Source organism: Phaeodactylibacter sp., from assembly GCF_022763345.1.
Lineage (GTDB): Bacteria > Bacteroidota > Bacteroidia > Chitinophagales > Saprospiraceae > Phaeodactylibacter.
The window spans coordinates 1-21,595 of sequence record NZ_JALEGS010000096.1 but is presented as its reverse complement, the minus strand read 5'-3'; the positions used below and the strand labels follow the sequence as shown (position 1 = coordinate 21,595).

Sequence of the window (21,595 nt, the reverse complement as noted above, 5' to 3'; positions counted from 1 at the left end):
AGCATATGCCTTATGATCAGTACGAGACCGTCATCGGTCTGGAAGTCCACGTACAACTGGATACCGCAAGCAAAGCTTTCTGCGGGGATGCCACGGCCTTTGGTGCGCCTGCGAATACACACATCAGCCCGATTTCCCTGGGGCACCCCGGTACCCTGCCCCGCCTGAATAAAAAGCAGGTGGAATACGCCATCAAGCTAGGACTGGCGCTGGGCTCCAAGATCAATATGGTCAATGCCTTTGACCGCAAGAATTACTTTTATGCCGATTTGCCGAAAGGCTATCAGATCACGCAGGACCGCAAGCCCATTTGTATAGGTGGGCAATTGAAGATTGCGACGGAAGCCGGAGAGAAGGCCATCCGCATCCACCACATCCACATGGAGGAAGATGCCGGCAAGTCCATACACGAAACCGATGGGCCCTATTCTCAGATTGACCTCAACCGGGCCGGCGTGCCTTTGCTGGAAATTGTCTCGGAGCCTGATCTTCGTTCCGCAGAAGAAGTGGACGCCTACATGACCGCGATGCGTCAGCTGGTGCGCTATCTTGGGGTATCGGATGGAAATATGGAGCAGGGCTCTCTGCGCTGTGATGTGAATGTCTCGGTGCGCCCGAAGGGGCAGCAGGCTTTCGGGGAGCGCTGTGAGATTAAGAACCTCAACTCCATGCGCTACGCCCGCCGTGCCATTCAATACGAAGTGAAGCGGCAGATTGACCTGATCGAAAGCGGAGGCGAAGTGCGGCAGGAAACCCTGAATTTTGATCCGGATACGGGGCGGACCTCCCCCCTGAGGGACAAGGAAAATGCGCACGACTATCGCTACTTCCCGGAGCCTGACCTGCCACCCATCGTCGTGGATGCCGATGACCTGAGGCGCTATCATCACGAGCTGCCTGCTTTGCCCTGGCAGCTGCGGGAACGCCTGTCTGAGAAGTACGGGCTTCCGGCTTACGATGTCAACCTGCTCACGGAGGAACAACAGCCGGCCCTCTTTTTCCTCGAACTGGCGCAGCACACCGATTTGTACAAGGCTGCTGCCAATCTGATGATCAACAAGGTATTGCCTTACTGCAATGAAGCCGGTATTGAACTGTCGGCTTTCCCACCTGGTGTTGATCAACTGGCCCGCCTGCTGGCACTGATTGAAGAAGGGAAGGTGTCGAATACCGCTGCTTATCAGCAATTGTTCCCGGCTTTGGTTGAAGCGCCCGGAAAAGACCCGCTGGAACTGGCCCAAAGCCTAAATCTCATCCAAAACTCAGACTCCGGTGCTCTTGAAGGTATTATCGATCAGGTGATTACTGAGAATCCGGACGAGGCAGCCCGCTATCGAAAAGGCAAAAAGGCATTGATTGGCTTCTTTATGGGAGAGGTGATGAAAGCTTCCCGTGGCAAGGCCGATCCCAAATTGACGAATCAGTTGCTGCGGGAAAAACTGAGCAAGTAAAGCTTTTTTCTTACCTTGAAACGGTGACTTTGTTAAACAACTTTCATGAAAAAGCTGCCCATTTTTGATGATCCGGACAACCTGAAACGCTACTACACCATCGGTGAAGTGGCGGAGCTGTTTGAGGTAACAAAGTCATTGATCCGGTTCTGGGAAGGAGAGTTTGATTTCCTGAAGCCGCACAAGAACAGCAAAGGCGAGCGCCGTTTTACGCCCCAAAACCTGGAGCAGTTGCAGCTGATCTATGAGCTGGTTAAGGAGCGGGGCTTCACCATTGATGGCGCCCGGCAGGAAATCCGCCGCCACCTGAAGTGGGAGGAAGAAAAAGCAGGGATGATCAAGCGGCTAAAACGAGTGCACAAGGGGCTGAAAGGCATACTGGAGTCTCTGCCTGAGTCATAAAACAGCAACCAACGAACAAAAAACATATGGCATCAACGACCACACCCGGCCAGGCGGCCAAGGGCCTTTCCAAACCCCGCCTAACCTTCTGGCAAATCTGGAACATGAGCTTCGGCTTCCTGGGCATCCAATTCGGATTTGCGCTTCAGAATGCGAATACGAGCCGGATTTTTGAAACGCTCGGCGCTGATGTAGAGCAGATTCCCATCCTCTGGATTGCGGCACCGCTTACCGGGCTATTGGTACAGCCTATTGTAGGGTACTTCAGCGACCGCACCTGGCATCCGACCTTGGGCCGCCGCCGGCCTTACTTCCTTGTTGGTGCTATTCTGGCCTCCATTGCCTTATGCTTTATGCCCAATTCGCCAACCCTGTGGGCGGCAGCCGGTATGCTGTGGATCATGGACGCTTCCATCAACATCAGCATGGAGCCTTTCCGGGCGTTTGTGGGGGACAATCTGCCTTCGGAGCAGCGCACCACCGGTTTCGCGATGCAAAGCTTTTTCATCGGGACTGGTGCGGTCATTGCCTCCATGCTGCCCTGGATGCTGACCAATTGGTTCGGAGTGAGTAACATCGCCGCTGAGGGTGAAATTGCCGATTCCGTAAAGTGGTCCTTCTACCTGGGCGCCATGGTCTTCCTGTTATCCGTGCTGTGGACGGTCTTCCGTTCCCATGAATACCCGCCGGAGCAATTGAAACAGTTTGACGATACCGGAGAAGACGAAGTGCCTATCGAAGCGCTTTCGTCGGGCGAACTGCAGCAGCGGGGCGGTATGATGAACCGGGCGGGCGGCATAGCAGCGGGCCTGGGTCTTATTTCGGTTATCGGTTTACTACAGGCGGAGTTGAATAAGGAACTTTATGTCCTTGCGGCCATGCTGGTTGCCGTGGGCTTGCTCTGGCTGGCCGCCGGTGGAATGATGCGCAAGGGCAATTATCAGAACGGCTTCGTGACCATCATGAGCGACCTGCTGCGGATGCCCACCGCTATGAAACAATTGGCGGTCGTGCAGTTTTTCTCCTGGTTTGCCCTGTTCTCCATGTGGATTTACACCACTTCGGCAGTGACCCGCCACATTTACGGTGCTACCGATGCCACCTCCGTCGCTTACAACGAAGGGGCAGACTGGGTGAGTTTGCTGTTTGCGGTCTACAACGGTATTGCTGCGGTAGTGGCTATTGGGCTGCCCTGGCTTGCCAAACGCACTAGCCGGCGCTTCACGCATATGGTCTGCCTGGTGATTGGCGGGCTCAGTCTCATTTCCATCTACTTTCTGGGCAATCCGGACCTGCTCCTGCTGCCGATGATCGGTATTGGTATTGCCTGGGCCAGCATTTTGTCGATGCCCTATGCCATGCTGGCTGGTGCCTTGCCTGCCGACAAGATGGGCTACTACATGGGCGTTTTCAATTTCTTCATTGTCATTCCGCAGATTGTGGCGGCAACCATCCTCGGGTTTATCGTGGGCTTCTTCTTTGATGGGCTGGCGATTTATGCCCTGATTGTCGGTGGGGCGAGTATGATTTTGGCGGGGGTACTGTCGCTGCGGGTGGAGGATGAGGAGTAGGAGGTGTTCATCTGCCTTTGCTTCCTGTGATACAGGTCAGAATGGGTATTTAGAGATGCTAACATAGCATCTCTAAAGCTTCTTGTCCAGATAATAAGACTTTCGGTAAACCAACCTTTCCAATTTAAGTAAAAATAGGGCTAAAGGACTTTGTATCTTTGATGTGGATTGGAGTTAAAACACCTTTATGGATTCCACATCATTCAAAACGAGAAACCCCTGTTTATCCATCAAGCTTTGGGTAGCACTCGTTTTGTTGTTTGTTCAAAAGCAAGCATGGGCTCAGGTACCTTACTCATCAGGAACGAAAGCCCGGGTTTCCATAGAGCACTTTACGCCGGCAAATGGCCTGGCGGCTGATAAAGTCATTTCTATTGCCCAGGATACCACGGGGTATATCTGGATTGGCACTCAGGAGGGGCTCCATCGTTACGATGGCTACGCTTTACGCCTGTATCAGCATGATCCGGAGGACAGTCGTTCGCTCTCCGATAATACCGTAGAAAAAATTTATGTAGATCGCGCCGGTACCCTATGGGTTGGCACCTGGAATGGCCTAAATCGCTACGACCCCCGAACAGATTCCTTTCATCATTATCATCATGATCCTGAAGACACGACGAGCCTTTCTGGCCTTATGGTGATAGATATGCAGGAGGATGCTCAGGGGCGGCTATGGGTAGCGATGGGCATGGGGCTGGGTGGTTTGAGCCGCTATGACCCTGAAACGGATGCTTTTGTAAGGTATCTTCCCCGGGCGAAGGACCCTTACAGCCTGGCTGCCAACAATCCCAGCCGGCTTTATCTTGATAAATCTGGCAACCTCTGGATTGGGATGGGCTCTCCTTTTGACCGTGAACTTAATTATGGAGGGCTGAACCGGTATGACCCGGATCATGATGGCTTTATACGGTATTTGCACGACCCGGATGATCCATACAGCCTGGCGTACAATGAGATCATCAGCTTGTATGAAGATCAGGAAGGCGTATTTTGGGTAGCTACCTGGGGAGGAGGCGTACAATTTCTGGACCGGGAAACAGATCGTTTTTATCCGGTGGAGGATCATCCGAACGGACGTCGCCTTTTTGAACAGTCACTGCGTAATGGACGAAATGGCTCGGATCCCGGTGGGGTGCGCTTTCTTCATGAAGATACCCATGGGAACCTTTGGATCGGAAATTTTCTGGGCGGGCTGGATTGCTATAACCTCAAGACCGGGGCTATGACTCATTTTAAACAGGGTGCAGCAGCAAATGGCGGCCTCACTGACCTCGCTGTCTGGTCTTTGTTCGAAGATGCCCAAAAGGGGCTTTGGGTAAGTACCTGGAATGGCCTAAATCATATCCGTCCCCAGCCTGAGGCTTTTGAGGTTATTGGGCATGGTGATAACGGGCAGCCTAAATTGCATGATCTGCATGTAGAGGCGCTCTTGCTGGATGAACAGGGCCAAGTCTGGGCGGGCACCTGGGCCGGGCTGGAGCGTCTCAACAGTGCTAAGGGGGAGCGCCAACTGTTTGAACTCGGGCAGAAGTTACCGGACAAGGGTGGGCTGTCCTCAATGGGGCTCTCGCTGCATAAGCCAGGCCCTGGTGAGCTCTGGGTGGGTACCAATGAACGCGGTCTTGTTCAGGTAGACCTTGAGAAGGAGCGTTCTCTTATCCTCGCCAGGCCTGACCCCCAGGATGGTTTTCCAGTTAATGTCATCCATGAGGATGAGGCAGGGACGATTTGGGTAGGTACCCCGAAAGGGCTTTTTTACTGGGATGCGCAATCAGACCTCACCACAGATCTTCCCCGGAAATTGTCCGCGCCCTTTCAGGAGGTACTGGACATTGTACCTGACCAGGAGAATAGGGTCTGGCTGGGGACGCCCAGCGGATTATTCCGGCTTAATGTTCAATCCCGTAAGACAGAAGCAGTGCTAACCGGCTATAATATTGAGACTATTTTGAATCTTGGGCCTGATGAGCTATGGCTGGGCTCCAATAGTCTGGGGCTGATAAAGTTCAATCCTGTCACTCAAGACTATACGGTATTCACCAGGGAAGACGGACTGCCGGGGAGCCTGATCCGAAGCCTTATCACCGATCAGGAGGGCCGGTTGTGGATAGCGACGAATAAAGGCATTGCCTGGATGGAGAAAGGGAACACTGTTATCCGGGCGTTTAAGCCTAATCAGGCACCGCCCATCTACACGTTCTATCCACAGGCTACACTTGCTTTGCCCAACGGCAAACTTTTATTTGGAGGGAATGGGGGTATTCTTCAGGTTGATCCCAGCCGGATTTTTGTTGACTCCGTGGCGCCCCGGCCCGTTATCCACAGTTTAGAGATATTTGATCAGATGTTTGAGGTGCGTCCGGGTGCCAATGCCAATCAATACCAGCTCAAAGGCAGGGAGGCTGTCTTTTCTCACGATGAGAATGATCTTACGTTTGAATTTGCCGGGCTGCACTTTGAGCGTCCGGCGGACAATAGCTTTCGGTATAAACTTACGCCCTATGAAGAAGACTGGCGCACGGTGGGCACACAACGCACCGCCATTTATCCCAACCTGCCCCCCGGGCGGTATACCTTCCAGGTACAGGCCGCCAATCCGGATGGGGTATGGAGTACTGAGGCTGCCCGAATGGAGGTTGTCATCCAAGCACCCTGGTGGCGAACTCTCTGGGCCTTCATCGCCTATGGGTTATTGATCGTGGGAACCATTTTTGCGATAGATCGGTTGCAGCGTCGCCGCCTGATCCGCGCAGAACGTGCCCGGGCCCATCTGCGTGAGGTCAACCTGCGGGCTGAGGCCGCCGAGGCTCAGACATTGCAGCTTCAGGAACTGGACGAAGCCAAGGCCCGGCTATATACCAATATTACCCATGAGTTTCGCACCCCGCTGACGGTGATCCTTGGAATGGTTGACCAGATCAGGGGCCACGGTAAGGAGCGTGACCTGATCCGCCGCAACAGCCAGAACCTCCTCCGCCTCATCAACCAACTGTTGGAGCTTTCCAAATTCGAATCAGGTAAACTCCGCTTGAATCTGTTACAGGGCGACGTCATACGCTATCTTCAATACCTGACCGAATCATTTTATTCTCAAGCCCGGGAAAAAGATATCCGTCTCCTGTTTTACCCGGAAATTGAGGAATTGGTTATGGATTATGACGAGGTCAAAGTCCAGCATGTCGTGTATAACCTGGTGTCAAATGCGCTGAAGTTCACACCGGCAAATGGGAAGATAGTGCTACACGCCAGGTGCCAGATCGACGAACAGGGGAGACAACTGGTACTTAAAGTACAGGATACTGGTATAGGGATAAAGGAAGTAGATCTGCCTCATATTTTTGATCGCTTTTACCAGGTTGATGGATCTGCTACCCGGAAGGAGGAAGGTACAGGGATTGGGCTATCTCTTACCCGGGAATTGGTGGAGTTGATGGGCGGAAAGATTACTGTAGCCAGCCAAGCGGGTAAGGGAACTACATTCACAGTTCGGTTGCCTGTTGGTAACGATGCCCCTCTGCTATCCTCCACACCAGAAATAGAAGGCGCAACAGCCCATAGCCCTGTCGAAGAACTTAACCTCGCCCTGGCTTCATCAAATGAAGAAAAGGAAACTGACAAGCCTATACTTCTCCTCATCGAAGACAACGCCGATGTAACCACCTACATCGTAGGGCTATTGGAAAAAGATTACGTGGTACATACAGCACGTAATGGTCAATTGGGTATCAAAAAAGGTTATCAGTTAATACCCGATATCGTTATCAGCGATGTGATGATGCCTGAAAAGGACGGCTACGAAGTGTGCGAAACCCTTAAAATGGACGAGCGCACCAGCCATATTCCTATCATTTTGCTGACTGCTAAAGCAGCAACCTCGGATCGCATTACCGGGCTCCGTAAAGGCGCAGATGCCTATCTGATGAAACCGTTTAATAAAGAGGAGCTGTATGTGCGGTTGGAAAAGCTGCTGGAACTGCGGCTCGCACTGCAGCGGCGGTATGCGGGGGAGCATTTTGAACGACTTTCAAAACCTGTCCAGTCTGATACTGTTGCTGAACCCAGCCTTGACGATTTATTCCTGCAGAAACTCCATCGGGTGGTCCTTGACAACCTGGACGACCCTAACCTCGGGGCGGAGCAACTCAGCCAGGCTGCTCTCCTCAGCCTCTCGCAGCTCTACCGCAAGATGAAGGCCCTGACAGGCGAACCGCCCAATGCATTTATCCGAAAAATACGTCTGCACCAGGCGATGGAGTTGATAAAAACCACCGACCGGAACATCTCTGAAATTGCCTATGAGGTGGGCTTCAACGATCCGAACTATTTCTCGCGGGCGTTCAGCAGGGAGTTTGGCCAAGCGCCAAGCGATTGTCGTAAGTAATTGTTTTTCATTTGTTTGTGTTTTTTATTCTCATCTGTTTGCAAAACCAGTGCTAATCTTTTTTTGCTATTTGTGAATCCTGTCCAGCCTTTGTGGGATTGGGTGCGGGTGTTTTTTGGGGCCTGTCTGCACCTTTACAAAATACCAAAGGGGCTTATTTGAGCCATCTGATGACCACCGTTAATTCCTAATTACATGGTATGGCATAGGCCCTGTCTTCACCTTTAAAACAATCACAAATGAAAGAGCAAACGCAAATGAAAGAGCAAACGCAAGCGAAAGTAGAAGCACATCAGAACGAGAAAGCTCACCTAATCGGTCTTCCTACCCACGAGGGCAAGCACATGGTGTCTGTCCTCTTTATGGTAACGGCTCCGGAGGTTAAGGTTCAGGATAAGCACGTTGAAATCACGAGTGACTCCAATGTAGTCGTATTTTCCGACCGGCCTCACAGAATTGCAAAACCATACCCCGGCGGAGTGAATGCTTTTGCTGCTTTTTTCTCGAAATCTGATTTTACTAAAAATCCACCTAATGTCACTTTTGCCGGCAACCTGAATTCAGATGGGAAAGAGTACTACACCATATTCGAACTAGGCGATCCCATACTGGCATCCAAGAGTGTTTTATTCCCCATCATCCAGACCATTGGGGAGGAAAAAGCAATTCCGGATGGCACTTACTCTAATGTGAGTATGGTAGTCGACGACGTTTGGAGTGCTATTTTTAGTGGGCTCGAGACGGCAGTGGTAGCTATAGGCACAGCTGTAGCCTGTACGGTGGGTGAAGTGGTCACAGTGGGAACAGATACTGCCCTGTGTGTGGCGGGCGTAGCGGGAACAGTTGCTGCGGGAGCTAACACAGGGGTGCAAGCCAGCAAGAAGGATTAAGGCTTTTTTCATTTCTGCTAACCCTGTTTAGCCTTTACGAGAGTTGGGGGTATGGACTGCCCCCAACTTTGACAAATCTGAAAAATCACATCCAGGGCCAAAGCCTGTGCGCAGACATTGATAGTGTTGGCATCACGTCGTTCATCATAGGCCCTAAGTCTGAATTGGCTGCGACTTCAATTGCAAAAGATTGATTTCCATTCCAATATCCATTAAAACCCAAATTTATGGTACTTAAAAATCACTATTCGACAATGGTGTTCCTTCTGCTTTGCTTTGGGACAATCCATTCTCAGGAATCCATACACCATGCTTCTGGCGGTGAAGCGATTGGGAGTGGCGGGACGGTAAGTTACACCGTTGGCCTACCGATCTACACGACATACAGTGGGGCAGAAGGAGAGATCGCCCAGGGGGTTCAGCACGCCTTTGAAATCCTGATGGTTACCGGAACAGAAGAAAACGGCATTATCCTGGAAATGGATGTTTTTCCTAACCCAACCACAAGTGTGCTCCATCTTCGGGTTGCGAATTACGGCCAACAGGATTTGATTTGCCAATTGTATGATACCCATGGCCGCTTGTTGGATCGCAGACCAGTGATCAGCAATATGACCAGCATCCCCACAGAGCAGCTGGCCGCCGCCACTTATTATCTGCAAGTCACGGATGCAGCAGGGCAAGCACTTAAAACCTTTCAAATAATCAAACGCTACTAAACCTCACGGATCATGAAAAAGATTACCATAACCCTATTTTCTCTTCTTTTTTCGCTTTGCCTGATGGCTCAGGCCCCTCAAAAGATAAGCTATCAGGCCGTCGTCCGGGATGCCAATGGGCAGCTAATTACCAATAGTACGGTAGGTATGCGGATCAGCATAATTAAAGATGATCCGGACGGGCCGGCTGAATATGTTGAAACGCACACGCCCACTACAAATGCCAATGGTTTAGCAACCCTTGAAATTGGTGAGGGAACAGCCGTTAGCGGAACGTTTTTCTTCATTGAGTGGAGAAGCGGGAGCCATTATGTGAAAACAGAAACAGACCCCAATGGCGGTACTAACTATACGATTTCAGGTACCAGTCAGCTGCTCAGCGTGCCTTACGCACTGTATTCAAACATCGCAGGCGTGAGTACAGCATGGACGCTGGTCGGGGATAACATTGCTTCTGTTCCAGAGGGGAATGTCGGGATAGGTACCGGAGCCTTCATTCCAGAATCCAAGTTACAGGTTGAGGCCAATGATGCAATAAGAATCTATGGAACCCAGGGCAGCTTTAACCATGGAGGCACTATACACTTTGGGGATGGAAACATTGTGTATTTGCAAGAGTTTGAAGATGACAACCTGAAGTTGAAGGCCAACAAGACATGGGTGGATTCAGACGTCTGGGTGGGCCCTGACCCGTTTACATTAAATACCGGAGTAGATGCCAGTAAATTTGAGGTAAAAGGAAATCAGGTTGCTGTCAGAGGGCAAGTCTCGGTACCCAGTGATAATGTCAATTGGAATAGAGGAGTAGCTGGTTTTGTGGAGGGAGGTTTTGGAACTAACTGGGGGGTATATGGAGCTGCAAACAATGGTATCAACTGTGTTGGCGTTTACGGTTTTGGTAGTACTACCGTAGGGGCTACTGGGGTTCACGGCTTCGGACAGGGAGATTTTAGCCGTGGGGTATACGGTGAAGCGAATGGGGCTTTAGCTTTAGCAGGCTCTTTCAATGGCAATGTAAATTATACTGGAGAACTGATGGGGCCTTCTGATGCCAAACTAAAAAAAGAGGTGATGGCACTGGATGGCGCGTTGGAAAAAGTACTTCAGTTACAACCCAAAACTTACTTCTTTAAAACGGATGAATTTACAGACTTGAACTTACCAACTGGCGCTCAGATGGGCTTCATTGCCCAGGAGGTTCAGGATATTTTTCCTGGGGTAGTCCACGAAACAGCGCACGTTGCGCATTCCAAGCCGGGAGAAGAAACGGAGCTGAGGACAACCGAATACATTAGTATCAATTACCTTAGTTTTATACCCGTGCTTACTAAAGCCATTCAGGAACAGCAGGAAGAGGTGGAATCCCTAAAAAGGGAGAATGAAACCTTAAAAGCGCGGATGGAGCGTTTAGAGGCTATGGTAGAGGGCCTCCGGAAATAGCAGGGATCTGTACGGAACGAAAAGCAAGCAGGCCTTCCCGTAATGAGGAGAGGGCCTGCTCTTTTTGGATAGGGATAGACGTTGAAAGCGTTTGACTGGAGATGACCTCATCGCTTTGAGTGGAGGATGAGGAATAATTTTTCCTAGCTTTGTATCACTTCCAGAGCTTTAGCAGTATAGGGGAGTAGACAATGATCATTGGCTACATTTCCCGAGCCTGTTGGGATTTTGGTCTTCTAGGCGAGAGCTAACAATTTTTCGATTAGACGAGGCACGGAAACCGGAGTTTAGCCATAGCTAAATGAGGATTTCCGGAACGAAGTATAAGCGAAAAAGTGTAGTTCGCAGCCCGATTAATAAAGTCCCAACAGGCTCCAAATGCTAAAATCGAAACCAATGCAAAGTTATAAACTGCTGCTGGGGCTCTTCCTTGCCCTGGCATTCTGGCAGTGTACCAAAGAGGATCAGATCCGCACAGAAACGGAAACCACCATCGTTGAAGGGGCTGATGAGGTCACCTTTTTAGTTCAGGTTACAGACGAAACCGGGGCGGCTTTGCCTGGCGCGACGCTCCTTCACAACCTTACCGGACAGACCTGGACTTCAGACAGCCGGGGGCTGGTGTTTTTGGAAAACCTGACCATACCATCCGGCGGGCTACCGGTGACGGTGGAAAGCCCCGGGAAAATGAAAATGGTTAAGCTGCTGTCCGGACTTGAGGGCAGTCAAACCAGCCTAAAGCTACAGCTCTATCCCTTTGATGCAGAGACCACCATTCAGACCGGCTCCACCGGCACCTTGGATGACGGAGGAGAACTTACCTTGCCTGCCCAACTCACCTACGAGGATGGCACTGCCTATACCGGTGCGGTAAGGGTGCAAAGCCATTATTACAATCCAGCGGAACAAGGTTTTTTAGAAGCCGCCCCCGGCAATATGTCGGCCATAGGGGCAGACGGCAACATCTACACCCTGGAGTCCTACGGTATGTACGCCGTAGAGCTGTCCGACGCTTCCGGTAATGCGCTGCATATTCCGGATGGGGCTACCGCAACGCTACGGTTTCCCCTGCCTGCCAATTACAGCACCGTGCCGCAGGAGATCCCCCTCTGGAGTATGGATGAAGCAAGCGGGAAGTGGATAGAGGAAGGAGTGGCTACGCAGCAGAACGGCTTCGTAGAGGCGGAAGTGGCGCACTTCTCGTGGTGGAATATTGATGTGCCTTTTAATCCGGTGACGGTTTGTATGCGATTGGTGGATCCGGCTGGCACGGCTATATCCGGTTATCCCTATCTGGTAACCTCTCCTGACCAATCTGTGGCCTATGCATTTGGTTGGACAGATGCTGATGGAGCCTTTTGTACGCAGGCACCGGCAGACCTGCCTTTCGCCATTAATTTAATTTGGAATGACGAGCCGGTGCTGGTTGCCAGTTCAGATCCTCTCCCAGAGGATACTGACCTTGGTGATATTGTAGTGGAACTTGATGGGTACTACAGTTTGACCGGTACCGCAGTAAGTTGCGAAGGCACGCCTTTATCCAATGTCCTCGCCACTAATGAAATCAATGGGGAAACCGGTTACGCTGTGACAAATGGAGACGGCGTTTTCCAGGTGTTTGGATCAGGTGAAGGCACAATGGAGGTACAATTATCTAATTATCAAAGCGGCTTACAAAGTACACCCTTGACGGTAGAAGTAACCGCAGCGGAGAGCTTTTACAACCTGGATCAAATACCGCTGTGCGAAGACTTTGCAGGGGGAACGGGTATTGATATCGCCTCTGATATTATTGAAAATACGACTTGGTCAACAGGGAATACCTATATCCTGCGGGAGAAAATCGTAGTACGCGAAGGAGCTACCCTTACCATTGAGCCGGGCGTTGTGATTAAAGGTGATGTGGGGACCGGGGTCCATTCCACAAGCTTGATTGTTGCCCGCGGTGCTGGTATATTGGCTGAAGGCACGCCAGAATTGCCGATTGTTTTTACGTCGGTGGTTGACGAAATCACACCAGAGGATATAGCGGCTGGGAATTATGGCAGCCCTAACCTTAATCCTGACGATACAGCGCTTTGGGGTGGAGTTTTAATTCTTGGCCGAGCGCCCATTTCGGCTTCTGATGATATGGACAATGATACAGATGAGGTAGTTGTAGAAGGGCTCTTAGCTAGTGACCTTGCCCACCTTTATGGAGGTAATGATCCGCTTGATAACTCTGGAGTACTCAATTACGTATCTTTCCGTCATGGTGGTGCAGACATCGGCTTGGGCAACGAGATCAATGCGCTGTCCCTCGGAGGAGTAGGCACCGGTACAACCATTGAGAATATTGAAATCGTAGGTTATCAGGATGACGGTATTGAGGTGTTCGGGGGTACGGTCAATATCCAAAATCTGGTCGTCTGGAATGCCGACGATGATGCCTTTGACACTGATCAGGCGTGGGCTGGTACGCTGAATAATTTTGCCTTAATCACTCCTGGGAGCAGCGCTCTGGAACTCGATGGGCCGGAAGGCTCGCTGATGGCAATCCATACCCTTCAGAATGGTACGATTGTCATGAATGATGAGAACCGGACGGCCGACCGCTTTTTGGTTGATCTTGACCTAAATACCCAATGCGCCCTGAAAAACATCCACTACGTAGGTCCATTCGAAACCTGGCAGACCGTCACCAACGCGGAAGTCAACCCCGAAACGACCTTTGAGAATGTGACTTTCGATATTGCTCCTGGTAATTTCGAATCCCTATTCGACCCAGCAGCGCCAATCCCTACGGGGTGCAGTGCCGGCGGTAGCCCGCAGGCAGATGTATCGGTCTTCAACTGGACCTGGACCGCGCAGGCGGGCAAGCTGGACGGGCTTTAAAAAGCAGTATAACCTCCTCATTTGAGCCATCAATATACATACCCGACCGACCAATCTTTGGCAGATGCCTGCGCCCGCAATGATCAGCGGGCGCAGCGCCTGCTTTATGATGGGTATGTAGAGGTGCTGTATCACACGGCTTACCGCTACTGCTTCCGACGGGAGCAAGTGGAGGATATTTTGCAAATCACCTTCACGAAAGCCTTTGCTGCCATCGGCCGGTACGATGCCGGGAAGGCAAGCCTGAAGACCTGGCTGCGCCGTATTTGCATCAACACCACCATGGACGTGCTCAAGCAGGAAGGTAAGTGGGAAACCCAATGGGAAGAAGAGATAGAAATCGCTGTGCGGCCTCTGCCTTTCGAACAGTTGAGTGTGGAAGAAATCCTGAGGTTGATCGAAGGATTGCCCCGGGAGCAGCGGGCCATTTTCAACCTCTACGAAATTGAAGGGTATACGCACGACGAAATAGCAATCCTGCTCGGCATTAACGTCAATTCCTGCCGGGTGTATTTATCGAGGGCCAAGAAGGAACTGCGCCGGGCGATCCGGTGCAATGAGGGCGTTTAAAACAGTATAGGCATGAATAATTTACAAAACAGACTGGATCAGCAAGGCACACCGGATTTCGACCGGGAAGGCCTCTGGCAGCGCATCGAACGGCCCCGGAAGCGCCGGAGAATGCTCTGGTGGTGGCTCGGAGCGGGTAGCCTGCTACTGCTTTTATGGCTAGGCCTGGGCAAGGACAGCACGCCCCCTGCCTTATCCGGGTTTTACATTGGGAATCCTGAGCAGGAGCAGGGGCAAAGACCGCCGGCTGCTCAGGTTGAAAATCCGGAAGAGGGAGTTTTGCCTCAGGAAAAGTCCTCTGTCATGGGAGCTACCGCACTACAGGATTTGCAATCAAAAAGAGTCCAAAAATTAGTACCCGAAAAAGCCAAAGCCATCGAAAAGGCTAAGGCCGATCGCAGGGTTGAGGTTGTAGCTATTCAACCTAAGCCGGGGGATAAGGAAAGAAAGGGATTACAAAGGACTCCTTCACCAATCAGGACAACCGAATCAAAAAGCGCTTTAGCCACATCCGGATCAAGTACAGCAACTAGTCCGGCAGTTCAACCGAAAAAACAAAAAGCCCTTAAGTTACTGCCCACGCTTCCTGTCGCACTTATACAGGGTCGCTCCTCTCCAGCCTTTCCACCCCATTTTGCTGAGATAGAACAGGCTAAACCCCAGAAAAGCAACTTTGTTCTTTCCGGAGGACTGGCGGCCCAGTTGCACATTAACCGTACGGATTGCGGCTGGGCAGGGGAGGAGCATGCCCTGCCCGGTTTCTATCTGAGAGGGCAATATCAGCGCGGATTGGGCAACGGGTTTTATGCCTTTGGTGCTGCACAGTACACGGCTCACCACAGCCGGTTAAGTGCCCGGCACACCATTTCCACTAAATCCCTGAATGTGCTCAATCAGGAAGTGCGCACCTCAGAAACGACGATTTACGAGTTGTACAATCAGTACGAGCGGATAGAAGTTGGGGTTGGGTTGGGCAAAACCTGGAACATGAAAGCGCTTACCTTCGCCTTAGAGGCAAGTGGCGGCTATTCCCAGTGGCTGAACGTGGACGGCAACTATTTGAATCAGGAAGGTGTACTGCAAACCCTTGCCCCGGCGGGTGAAATGCCCAGAAGCTTCGTGGGACGGGTAGATATAGCCTTACTGAAGCCCCTGTCCGAGCGTTGGACAGTTGGATTGACGATGCAGGCGCAAACGCCGGTTAAGGTATCCCCAAGTTCAATGAGCTGTACGCATCGGCTGTATCCATTAGGTTTTGGAGTGTTGGTGGGGCGGTGTTGGTAGTCTGTTATTTAGGCATGAAAAAAGAACCTGCTGCCGTAGGTCTTCCTCCCAGTGGAATTGTTGCAATAATAGCATAGGTTTGAGCATCAATGACCATGAAGTTTCCATCCCATTGATTAGCCACACCAATTTTTGTTCCATCAGGGGTGATACAGATTCCGGTAGGGTTTTCTCCTACTTTGATGGTGGCCACCATCTTGTAGGTGTGGGCGTTGATCACGTTGACAGTGTCCGCAAAACAATTACTCACATAGATATTCTGCCCATCAGGGGAAACACTAATTACTATAGGTCCTAAATGCACAGGGATCGTGGCTTCTACTGTATTATTGATTGTGTTGATGATGCTGACATCATTCGAAGTTAAATTAGCCACGTATAAGTGGTTCGTCTTGGGGTTTGCGGTGATGAAGTTGGGTTCATCGCCTACAGGTATTGTTCTTTCAACGCGCTTTGTAGACAGGTTAATGACACTCACATCATCGGAAACCGTATTTGCAACGTAACACTTTCTTCCATCTGGCGTGAGGTGAATACTGGCAGGTCTTTTTCCTACGGAGATTACATGCTCGGTCTCGCCCGTTATGGCATGAATAATGGATACAGTGTGGTCATTGGTATTTGGAACGTAGATTTTTTCATTTTGGTAGCAGGGAATAGCGGGGCCGTCACCTGCCTGAATAGTGGCCTCTACGGTGTTGGTTAAGGCATCAATCACGCTGATGTTATCAGAGAAAGCATTTGCGACATACACCTTTCTCTTTTCTGGAACGCACCACACTCCAAAGGGCGCTTTGCCAACGGGTATTTTCGCGATAACCCTGAGGCTATCCAGATCAATAACGGATACATTATTATCTGAAAAATTGGGAATGTAAGCCCATTGCGCAGAAGCCGTTTGATAAGTACATACAAAAGAGAAAACAGCCACCATGAGGTAGCGGGATGTTGTAAACATGGGGTTCGCTGGATTAGGAGTGGAGTTAAAAAGCCAGGTCACAGCTAGCGGCCTGGCTCCGAAAATAGATAAGTAAGTTATTCCCCCTTACTTAACTGTCGTCGTTGTGTTATTTGCCTGATCTTATGGAGTTATACTGATTTACCTTCAAGGTAGGTGTGAAGGCCCTTTCACTCCAAATTTTAGAGGCGGAATGTTCTGAATGGTAGCGCTCGTGTTCTGAATGGTAGCAATGTGAGTGTCCAGGCAAGGACGTTTGTTGAAGGCACCAACCTTTTACGTAAGCTAAGCTAGCTGATTCTATTCCAGGTAGTAGGAGCTTTGCTGCCGCAAAGTGGAAAATAGGCGCTTACTTCTTCTGCTCCAGCAAATGCAGCCGGATCTTTTTCTTCTTCAGTTTTTTGTTGTCCAGCACCTTGAGCATCTTATCCACCTCACTACGGTGTACGGCGATGTAAGCGCAGTCCCGCTTGAGCTCAATGACACCCAGTTGGTCCGGTTTCAACCCGCCCTCTTTGAGGAACAATCCGGCGATATCCCCCTTGGAAATTTTATCTTTCCGGCCGCCCAGCATATAGAGGGTTGACCATTCGCTGGGCGTAAGCTTACCGTCGCCAGTGAGCGTAATCATTTTGGCTTCGCGGGCGTAGTGGGGCAAATCCCGGTTTTGGGGCTTGATAAGGTAGGCTGCGCCCTCGCTGTGCATCCGTGCCGTGCGTCCATTGCGGTGAATGAAGGACGCCTCGTCAAAGGGAAATTCAAAGTGGATGATGTAATCCAGCTCCGGGATATCGATACCGCGTGACGCCAGGTCGGTAGACAAGAGGATGCGGTGCGTACCGTTTCGGAACTGAATCAGGGCCTGCTCACGGTCCAGTTGGTCCATGCCACCGTAGAAGCAGGCGTGGGCTATCTTTTTCCGGTCCAGAAATACGCTCACCTGTTGCAGGATATCCTTCAGGCTGCAAAATACGATGCCTCTGCCGGCCCCAACTTCAGCCAACAGCAGTGCCAGGGTACCGTACTCATCCACTTCTCCTGCGGCAACCGCCTTGAGTGCCAGCTGCGAGGTGTCTTCCGCTTCAAACTGTAGCCGGGTCGGCGCTTTTAGCCCAACAAAATCCGGGATACTTACGCTCTGCGTAGCCGAAGTAAGAATTTTCCGGTCCAGTGAGGGTATGCTTTCAATAATAGCCCGCATCTGCTTTTCAAAGCCGGTCTCCAGCGACTTGTCAAATTCATCCAGCACCAGGGTTTTAATGTGCGCCGTCGCCAGGTTTTCCCGTTCAATATGATCGACAATCCGCCCCGGAGTGCCCACCAGAATGGCCGGCGGGTGCTTCAGGTCCTGCTTGTCCTTGTAGCCCGCCCGTCCTCCGTACACGGCATTGATCTTAAACCCGCTCCCCATATCCCGGGCAATTTGCTCAATCTGTATGGCCAGTTCCCGCGAGGGCACCAGGATAAGCGCCTGTACTTCCTCCAGTTCCGGGTCCAGTTGCTCAATGACGGGCAGCAGGAAGGCCAGGGTCTTACCGGTTCCGGTTGGGGCGATCAGAATCAGTTCCAGCCCTTCTGCGAAGGCTTTATGGGCGGCCACCTGCATGGGGTTGAGCTGGTGGATCCCCAGCTTTTCCAGCATGGCTTGTTGGTCTTTTTCTTTGGACATGGGGCGAAGGTAGGGAAAAAGTGGGTGGGTTAGCGTCTTCCTGCAGATGCTGATGGGAGTGGCTTTTGCTTGGGCAAGCCCCTTGCCTTCAATGGTGGGCAATTACTGCATGGTGTAGAGCTTATACTGTGATGAATGGTGTTTTTTGGAAAACTATGGCTGGTTTGTACCTACTGACCAGATAATAGTTTCCATTTGCCTAAGCTGATCCAGAAGCTTCTTTCTTTTTTCAGGATCTTGCTCCTGTTCGGCGCCCTGTAGAGATTTAGCATATCCGGCTTTGACATTTATGATGTGCTGTTTAAATCGCATCCGATCGTCTTTAGTGAGCCCGTTCATTACATCCTCAAGGCCCTTACTAGGCTCCCCCTGAGCATTTACAAGCCCGTTAATCCAATCTTTAGCCTCTACACCTTCCGGTCTCTTCAGGCTCGCCTTAATTTTGAATTCGGACCCTGGTATCAATAGCTTTTCCTTTTCCTGTGGGCCATAGTGTGAGAAGTTCGCAATATCCGCGCCAACTGAATCATCAATAATATTGAGGGTGAACATTTTATCTGCACCCTGTAGCGCACCATCTACCTCTCTTGCGGTACTGATGGCTGCTTTATCACTCCATGCTTGGTCATTGATGCGTTTGTCAATGTAATCCCCCTTACCGTCAAACCGAAAAACCGTAGCTTTAGGATCATAGCCCTCCGTTTTGAATTGAGGGTTTTTATTAAGTTTATTAATAGCATCGACGAGTACTCCCCGCCATTTGTTGACATTAGATTCCAGTTGCTGAGCATCAGACAGGCGTTCGGCGTTGGCTGCTTTTTGGTCGTCTGTCAAAGCATTGATTTCATCGTCTTTTTGTTTGATTTTTACTTCGTCCGGCATTTTCCATTTCGCCTTGTCCATAGGATTGGCGTTGAGTGCCGATACCCCACTGAACCGGCTGGTATCATTCAGCACCTGGAAATAGCGTGAGGAATACATGACAATGGCTGCCACCTCGTCATCGGTAAGCTGATCTTCAAGTGGGACTTTCTGCCGTTGCATCTCATCCCGGTAAGATTGCCTTCGTTTATTTATAGAAATCATTAGCGGCTCTTCATCCGCCGTTTTGTAGCCTACTAATTCTGAGCGTTCTGCTTCCGGGCGTTGTTTTCGGGCATCCTCGGCAGCACGGGCAAAGAGGTCTGCTACTTTAAACATCTTCATTACCTGTGCTGGAGATGGCTCGTTTCCTAATGGGCTGTCTTTCTTTGGGGCAACGGTCTGCCCGCTGCTTTGGAGGCCCTGGTTCCATAGATTGAACCTGTTGTAAGCAATTTCTTTATTGGTCTCTTTTAACCGTTGCCGCAGTTCCTGCTTTTCTGCATCTGCCATATTGGGGTTCTTGCGCAGCTTCCGCTGAATTACTGCGCTGCGGAGAGTTAGTTTAGCCATTTCCTGCTGCTGCTGGCTTATCTTATCCGCAATAAACGGAGCGAGGCTCTTCTGGCCTACTTCTTTGTACGTTTCCCGGATGATATCAGCCGGTGGGGTTTCAGGGAAAGCATCGTTCCATCTGCGCAGCGCTTCCTGTTCCTTCTCAGAGGGGGAAGGGAAGTTGACATCATCTTTTTTGACTTCGGAAATGATTTCCCTTGCGAGCTGTAAAGTTTTAGTGCTTCGATCAGATAGCACGATGCCATTGGCTGGGTTCATGGCTAAGTCTGCTATGCGTTGCCCGTACTTAGCAGTATTGAGTATTGCTCTCCCTTCATTTCCTTCTGCTGCGAGTTTATTGAAATGGTCAATTTGGTAGCCTACGTTCATCAGTATGGACTGCATACGCTGCTGTCGGCCTAGTTTTACTTCCTGTCCGCCCTGCATACCTTTCACAACATGAATCGCTGCGCCACCACTGAAATAGCTCTCGTTGGCATAAATGAGTGCTTTGCCCTGAGTCTCCTCGAAGCGGGTGATCAAAGCTGCGCGGTCTGCCAGCAAACGTACTCTTTCTTGTGGTGTGGTAGCAGCGCTCTGGAGTTTAGCTGAATTGGCCCGCAATTTTTCAATTTGCTGACTAGCTTCGTCCAATGCTTCCATGTAAAGCTCATCTTTACTGTTTGCCTCAAGGTGATCGGAAGCCTGGTCTGGGTTTATTTTTGCATTAAGTTCTTTCTTCTCACGGACGGCAGCCTCAGTTTCAAGGTGGATCCGTTCTGCTTTTTGAAAGATGGCCATTAAATCCCGAACCTTTTCCTCTGCCACCGCTGGTCTTACGCCCTGGTCAGTTAAGGATTGGGAGACGTTTTCGAGGGTATCCTTCATGTAAGTATCCCAGTCATCAGAGGATAACGCCTGGGCCACAGATACCAAAGAAAGTGCCATCTGAGTTTGGCGTTTACGTTCTTTACCTTCTGCAACCAATGCCCTTTCACCAACTGGAAGGTCGGCTGTTTTCCCTCCAGGATTAAATTTATCGATGTAGGCTTCATCTTGCTCAGTGCCCGGGGTCATGAAACCATTGGTATAGACATTAGTGTCAAACAGAACCCCGGAGGAAAGCCCCGGGAACGCTTCTCCGAATTTTTGGTGGAACGCCTTGACAACCTCCGCCTCTAATTCCGGTCTGGAGGGTATAGCGAACGTTATATCGTAGTCAGAAGTAGGCGATACGCTGCCCGGTGCGAGTGCCTGTATAGCATCTGTGTCAAGCCCATTTTTCCAGGCAACTTCCTCTATTGCTGAATCAACAATACCGTCTACTGTGTCTTTTCGATAATTGACCATTTTTTCCATCACGGCCAGGTTCATCTGGTAATCATCAGAAGGTTGTCCTTCCTGATTGTAGGCGAGGGACTTTTTAAGGTCGAACCAATTATTGCTAAACTCGGGCAACACTTCCCCGGGACCAATATCTTCTTTACCATTTTCGCTTTTCCATTTGTTGAATAGCTGGTCGACAAGTTCTTGGCGTTCTTTTCCTAACTGAGCTTCGGTTGCTGCTGCCTTTTCTCTATCCATCCGAAGTTGAGCCTGCTGCTTTTTAATATCCGTCAGGCGTTCTGGAGTGGGAGGGTTTGTGTTGGCTGTATCAGTTGGGGGATCGGGATCGTCCGTATCATCATCACTGGCGGGTGTGTTTGAATCATCATCACCCTTCTTTTGATCATTTGAAATAGCAGCATCAGGTGAAGATGTTGTGACCGCGTCAAGGCGGGGCGTTGCTCCCAGACGGGAAAGGATACCATCCCTTACGGCTTGCATAAAGCCTTTTCGTGTAGTGTCTGCGGTGGCGAAATCCGGTTTAGGGAACTGGCTCAGGTCGATCAGTTGTTCGGCATTAGCCTGTGCGAGGGTGCTGTCGAGCTGGTTGAGCCAGCTGCCCAGGGACGCTTCCAGTGCCT

13 protein-coding genes are annotated in these 21,595 nt (G+C 50.7%); 10 read left to right on the top strand and 3 right to left on the bottom strand.

Annotated elements, in window-relative coordinates:
• Positions 1-5 precede the first annotated feature (5 nt).
• The 10 genes from gatB (at position 6) to MRY86_RS24080 (ending at position 15,585) form a co-directional block, all read left to right on the top strand.
• Positions 6-1,451, top strand: a complete 1,446-nt coding sequence (gene gatB, locus MRY86_RS24125) for an Asp-tRNA(Asn)/Glu-tRNA(Gln) amidotransferase subunit GatB (RefSeq protein WP_293564756.1) — start codon at positions 6-8, stop codon at positions 1,449-1,451.
• 45 nt (positions 1,452-1,496) lie between these two features.
• Positions 1,497-1,853 (top strand): MerR family transcriptional regulator, encoded by a 357-nt coding sequence (locus tag MRY86_RS24120; protein WP_293564754.1) that lies wholly within the window; start codon positions 1,497-1,499, stop codon positions 1,851-1,853.
• Between the two features lie 26 nt (positions 1,854-1,879).
• Entirely contained in the window at positions 1,880-3,424 is a 1,545-nt protein-coding gene (locus MRY86_RS24115) for an MFS transporter (RefSeq protein WP_293564752.1), read from the top strand.
• 187 nt (positions 3,425-3,611) lie between these two features.
• Entirely contained in the window at positions 3,612-7,808 is a 4,197-nt protein-coding gene (locus MRY86_RS24110) for a hybrid sensor histidine kinase/response regulator transcription factor (protein WP_293564750.1), read from the top strand.
• A gap of 239 nt (positions 7,809-8,047) precedes the next feature.
• Positions 8,048-8,698 (top strand): hypothetical protein, encoded by a 651-nt coding sequence (locus MRY86_RS24105; RefSeq protein WP_293564748.1) that lies wholly within the window; start codon positions 8,048-8,050, stop codon positions 8,696-8,698.
• Between the two features lie 227 nt (positions 8,699-8,925).
• Positions 8,926-9,417, top strand: a complete 492-nt coding sequence (locus MRY86_RS24100) for a T9SS type A sorting domain-containing protein (RefSeq protein WP_293564746.1) — start codon at positions 8,926-8,928, stop codon at positions 9,415-9,417.
• A gap of 12 nt (positions 9,418-9,429) precedes the next feature.
• On the top strand, positions 9,430-10,857 hold the full coding sequence (locus tag MRY86_RS24095; RefSeq protein ID WP_293564744.1) for a tail fiber domain-containing protein: 1,428 nt from the start codon (positions 9,430-9,432) through the stop codon (positions 10,855-10,857).
• A gap of 396 nt (positions 10,858-11,253) precedes the next feature.
• On the top strand, positions 11,254-13,731 hold the full coding sequence (locus MRY86_RS24090; RefSeq protein WP_293564743.1) for a hypothetical protein: 2,478 nt from the start codon (positions 11,254-11,256) through the stop codon (positions 13,729-13,731).
• Between the two features lie 21 nt (positions 13,732-13,752).
• Positions 13,753-14,301, top strand: coding sequence for a sigma-70 family RNA polymerase sigma factor (locus MRY86_RS24085; RefSeq protein ID WP_293564741.1), 549 nt, complete (start codon positions 13,753-13,755; stop codon positions 14,299-14,301).
• Positions 14,302-14,313: 12 nt separating this feature from the next.
• Positions 14,314-15,585 (top strand): hypothetical protein, encoded by a 1,272-nt coding sequence (locus tag MRY86_RS24080; protein ID WP_293564739.1) that lies wholly within the window; start codon positions 14,314-14,316, stop codon positions 15,583-15,585.
• 4 nt (positions 15,586-15,589) lie between these two features.
• On the opposite strand, the gene MRY86_RS24075 is transcribed toward MRY86_RS24080, so the two are convergent.
• The 3 genes from MRY86_RS24075 to MRY86_RS24065 form a co-directional block, all read right to left on the bottom strand.
• The gene (locus MRY86_RS24075; RefSeq protein ID WP_293564737.1) at positions 15,590-16,543 is read right to left on the bottom strand and encodes a YncE family protein; all 954 of its coding nucleotides are present in this window, start codon (positions 16,541-16,543) and stop codon (positions 15,590-15,592) included.
• A gap of 349 nt (positions 16,544-16,892) precedes the next feature.
• Positions 16,893-18,212: a DEAD/DEAH box helicase gene (locus tag MRY86_RS24070; protein ID WP_293564735.1), complete on the bottom strand. Its 1,320-nt coding sequence runs from the start codon at positions 18,210-18,212 to the stop codon at positions 16,893-16,895.
• A gap of 153 nt (positions 18,213-18,365) precedes the next feature.
• A partial coding sequence (locus tag MRY86_RS24065) for an ADP-ribosyltransferase (RefSeq protein WP_293564733.1) occupies positions 18,366-21,595 on the bottom strand: 3,230 nt, incomplete at its 5' end.

What these genes read in the sequence shown, in the direction of transcription:
- gatB (WP_293564756.1), top strand. Translation starts at nt 6, where the DNA reads ATGCCTTATGATCAGTACGAGACCGTCATCGGTCTGGAAGTCCACGTA.
- MRY86_RS24120 (WP_293564754.1), top strand. Translation starts at nt 1,497, where the DNA reads ATGAAAAAGCTGCCCATTTTTGATGATCCGGACAACCTGAAACGCTAC.
- MRY86_RS24115 (WP_293564752.1), top strand. Translation starts at nt 1,880, where the DNA reads ATGGCATCAACGACCACACCCGGCCAGGCGGCCAAGGGCCTTTCCAAA.
- MRY86_RS24110 (WP_293564750.1), top strand. Translation starts at nt 3,612, where the DNA reads ATGGATTCCACATCATTCAAAACGAGAAACCCCTGTTTATCCATCAAG.
- MRY86_RS24105 (WP_293564748.1), top strand. Translation starts at nt 8,048, where the DNA reads ATGAAAGAGCAAACGCAAATGAAAGAGCAAACGCAAGCGAAAGTAGAA.
- MRY86_RS24100 (WP_293564746.1), top strand. Translation starts at nt 8,926, where the DNA reads ATGGTACTTAAAAATCACTATTCGACAATGGTGTTCCTTCTGCTTTGC.
- MRY86_RS24095 (WP_293564744.1), top strand. Translation starts at nt 9,430, where the DNA reads ATGAAAAAGATTACCATAACCCTATTTTCTCTTCTTTTTTCGCTTTGC.
- MRY86_RS24090 (WP_293564743.1), top strand. Translation starts at nt 11,254, where the DNA reads ATGCAAAGTTATAAACTGCTGCTGGGGCTCTTCCTTGCCCTGGCATTC.
- MRY86_RS24080 (WP_293564739.1), top strand. Translation starts at nt 14,314, where the DNA reads ATGAATAATTTACAAAACAGACTGGATCAGCAAGGCACACCGGATTTC.
- MRY86_RS24075 (WP_293564737.1), bottom strand. Translation starts at nt 16,543, where the DNA reads ATGTTTACAACATCCCGCTACCTCATGGTGGCTGTTTTCTCTTTTGTA.
- MRY86_RS24070 (WP_293564735.1), bottom strand. Translation starts at nt 18,212, where the DNA reads ATGTCCAAAGAAAAAGACCAACAAGCCATGCTGGAAAAGCTGGGGATC.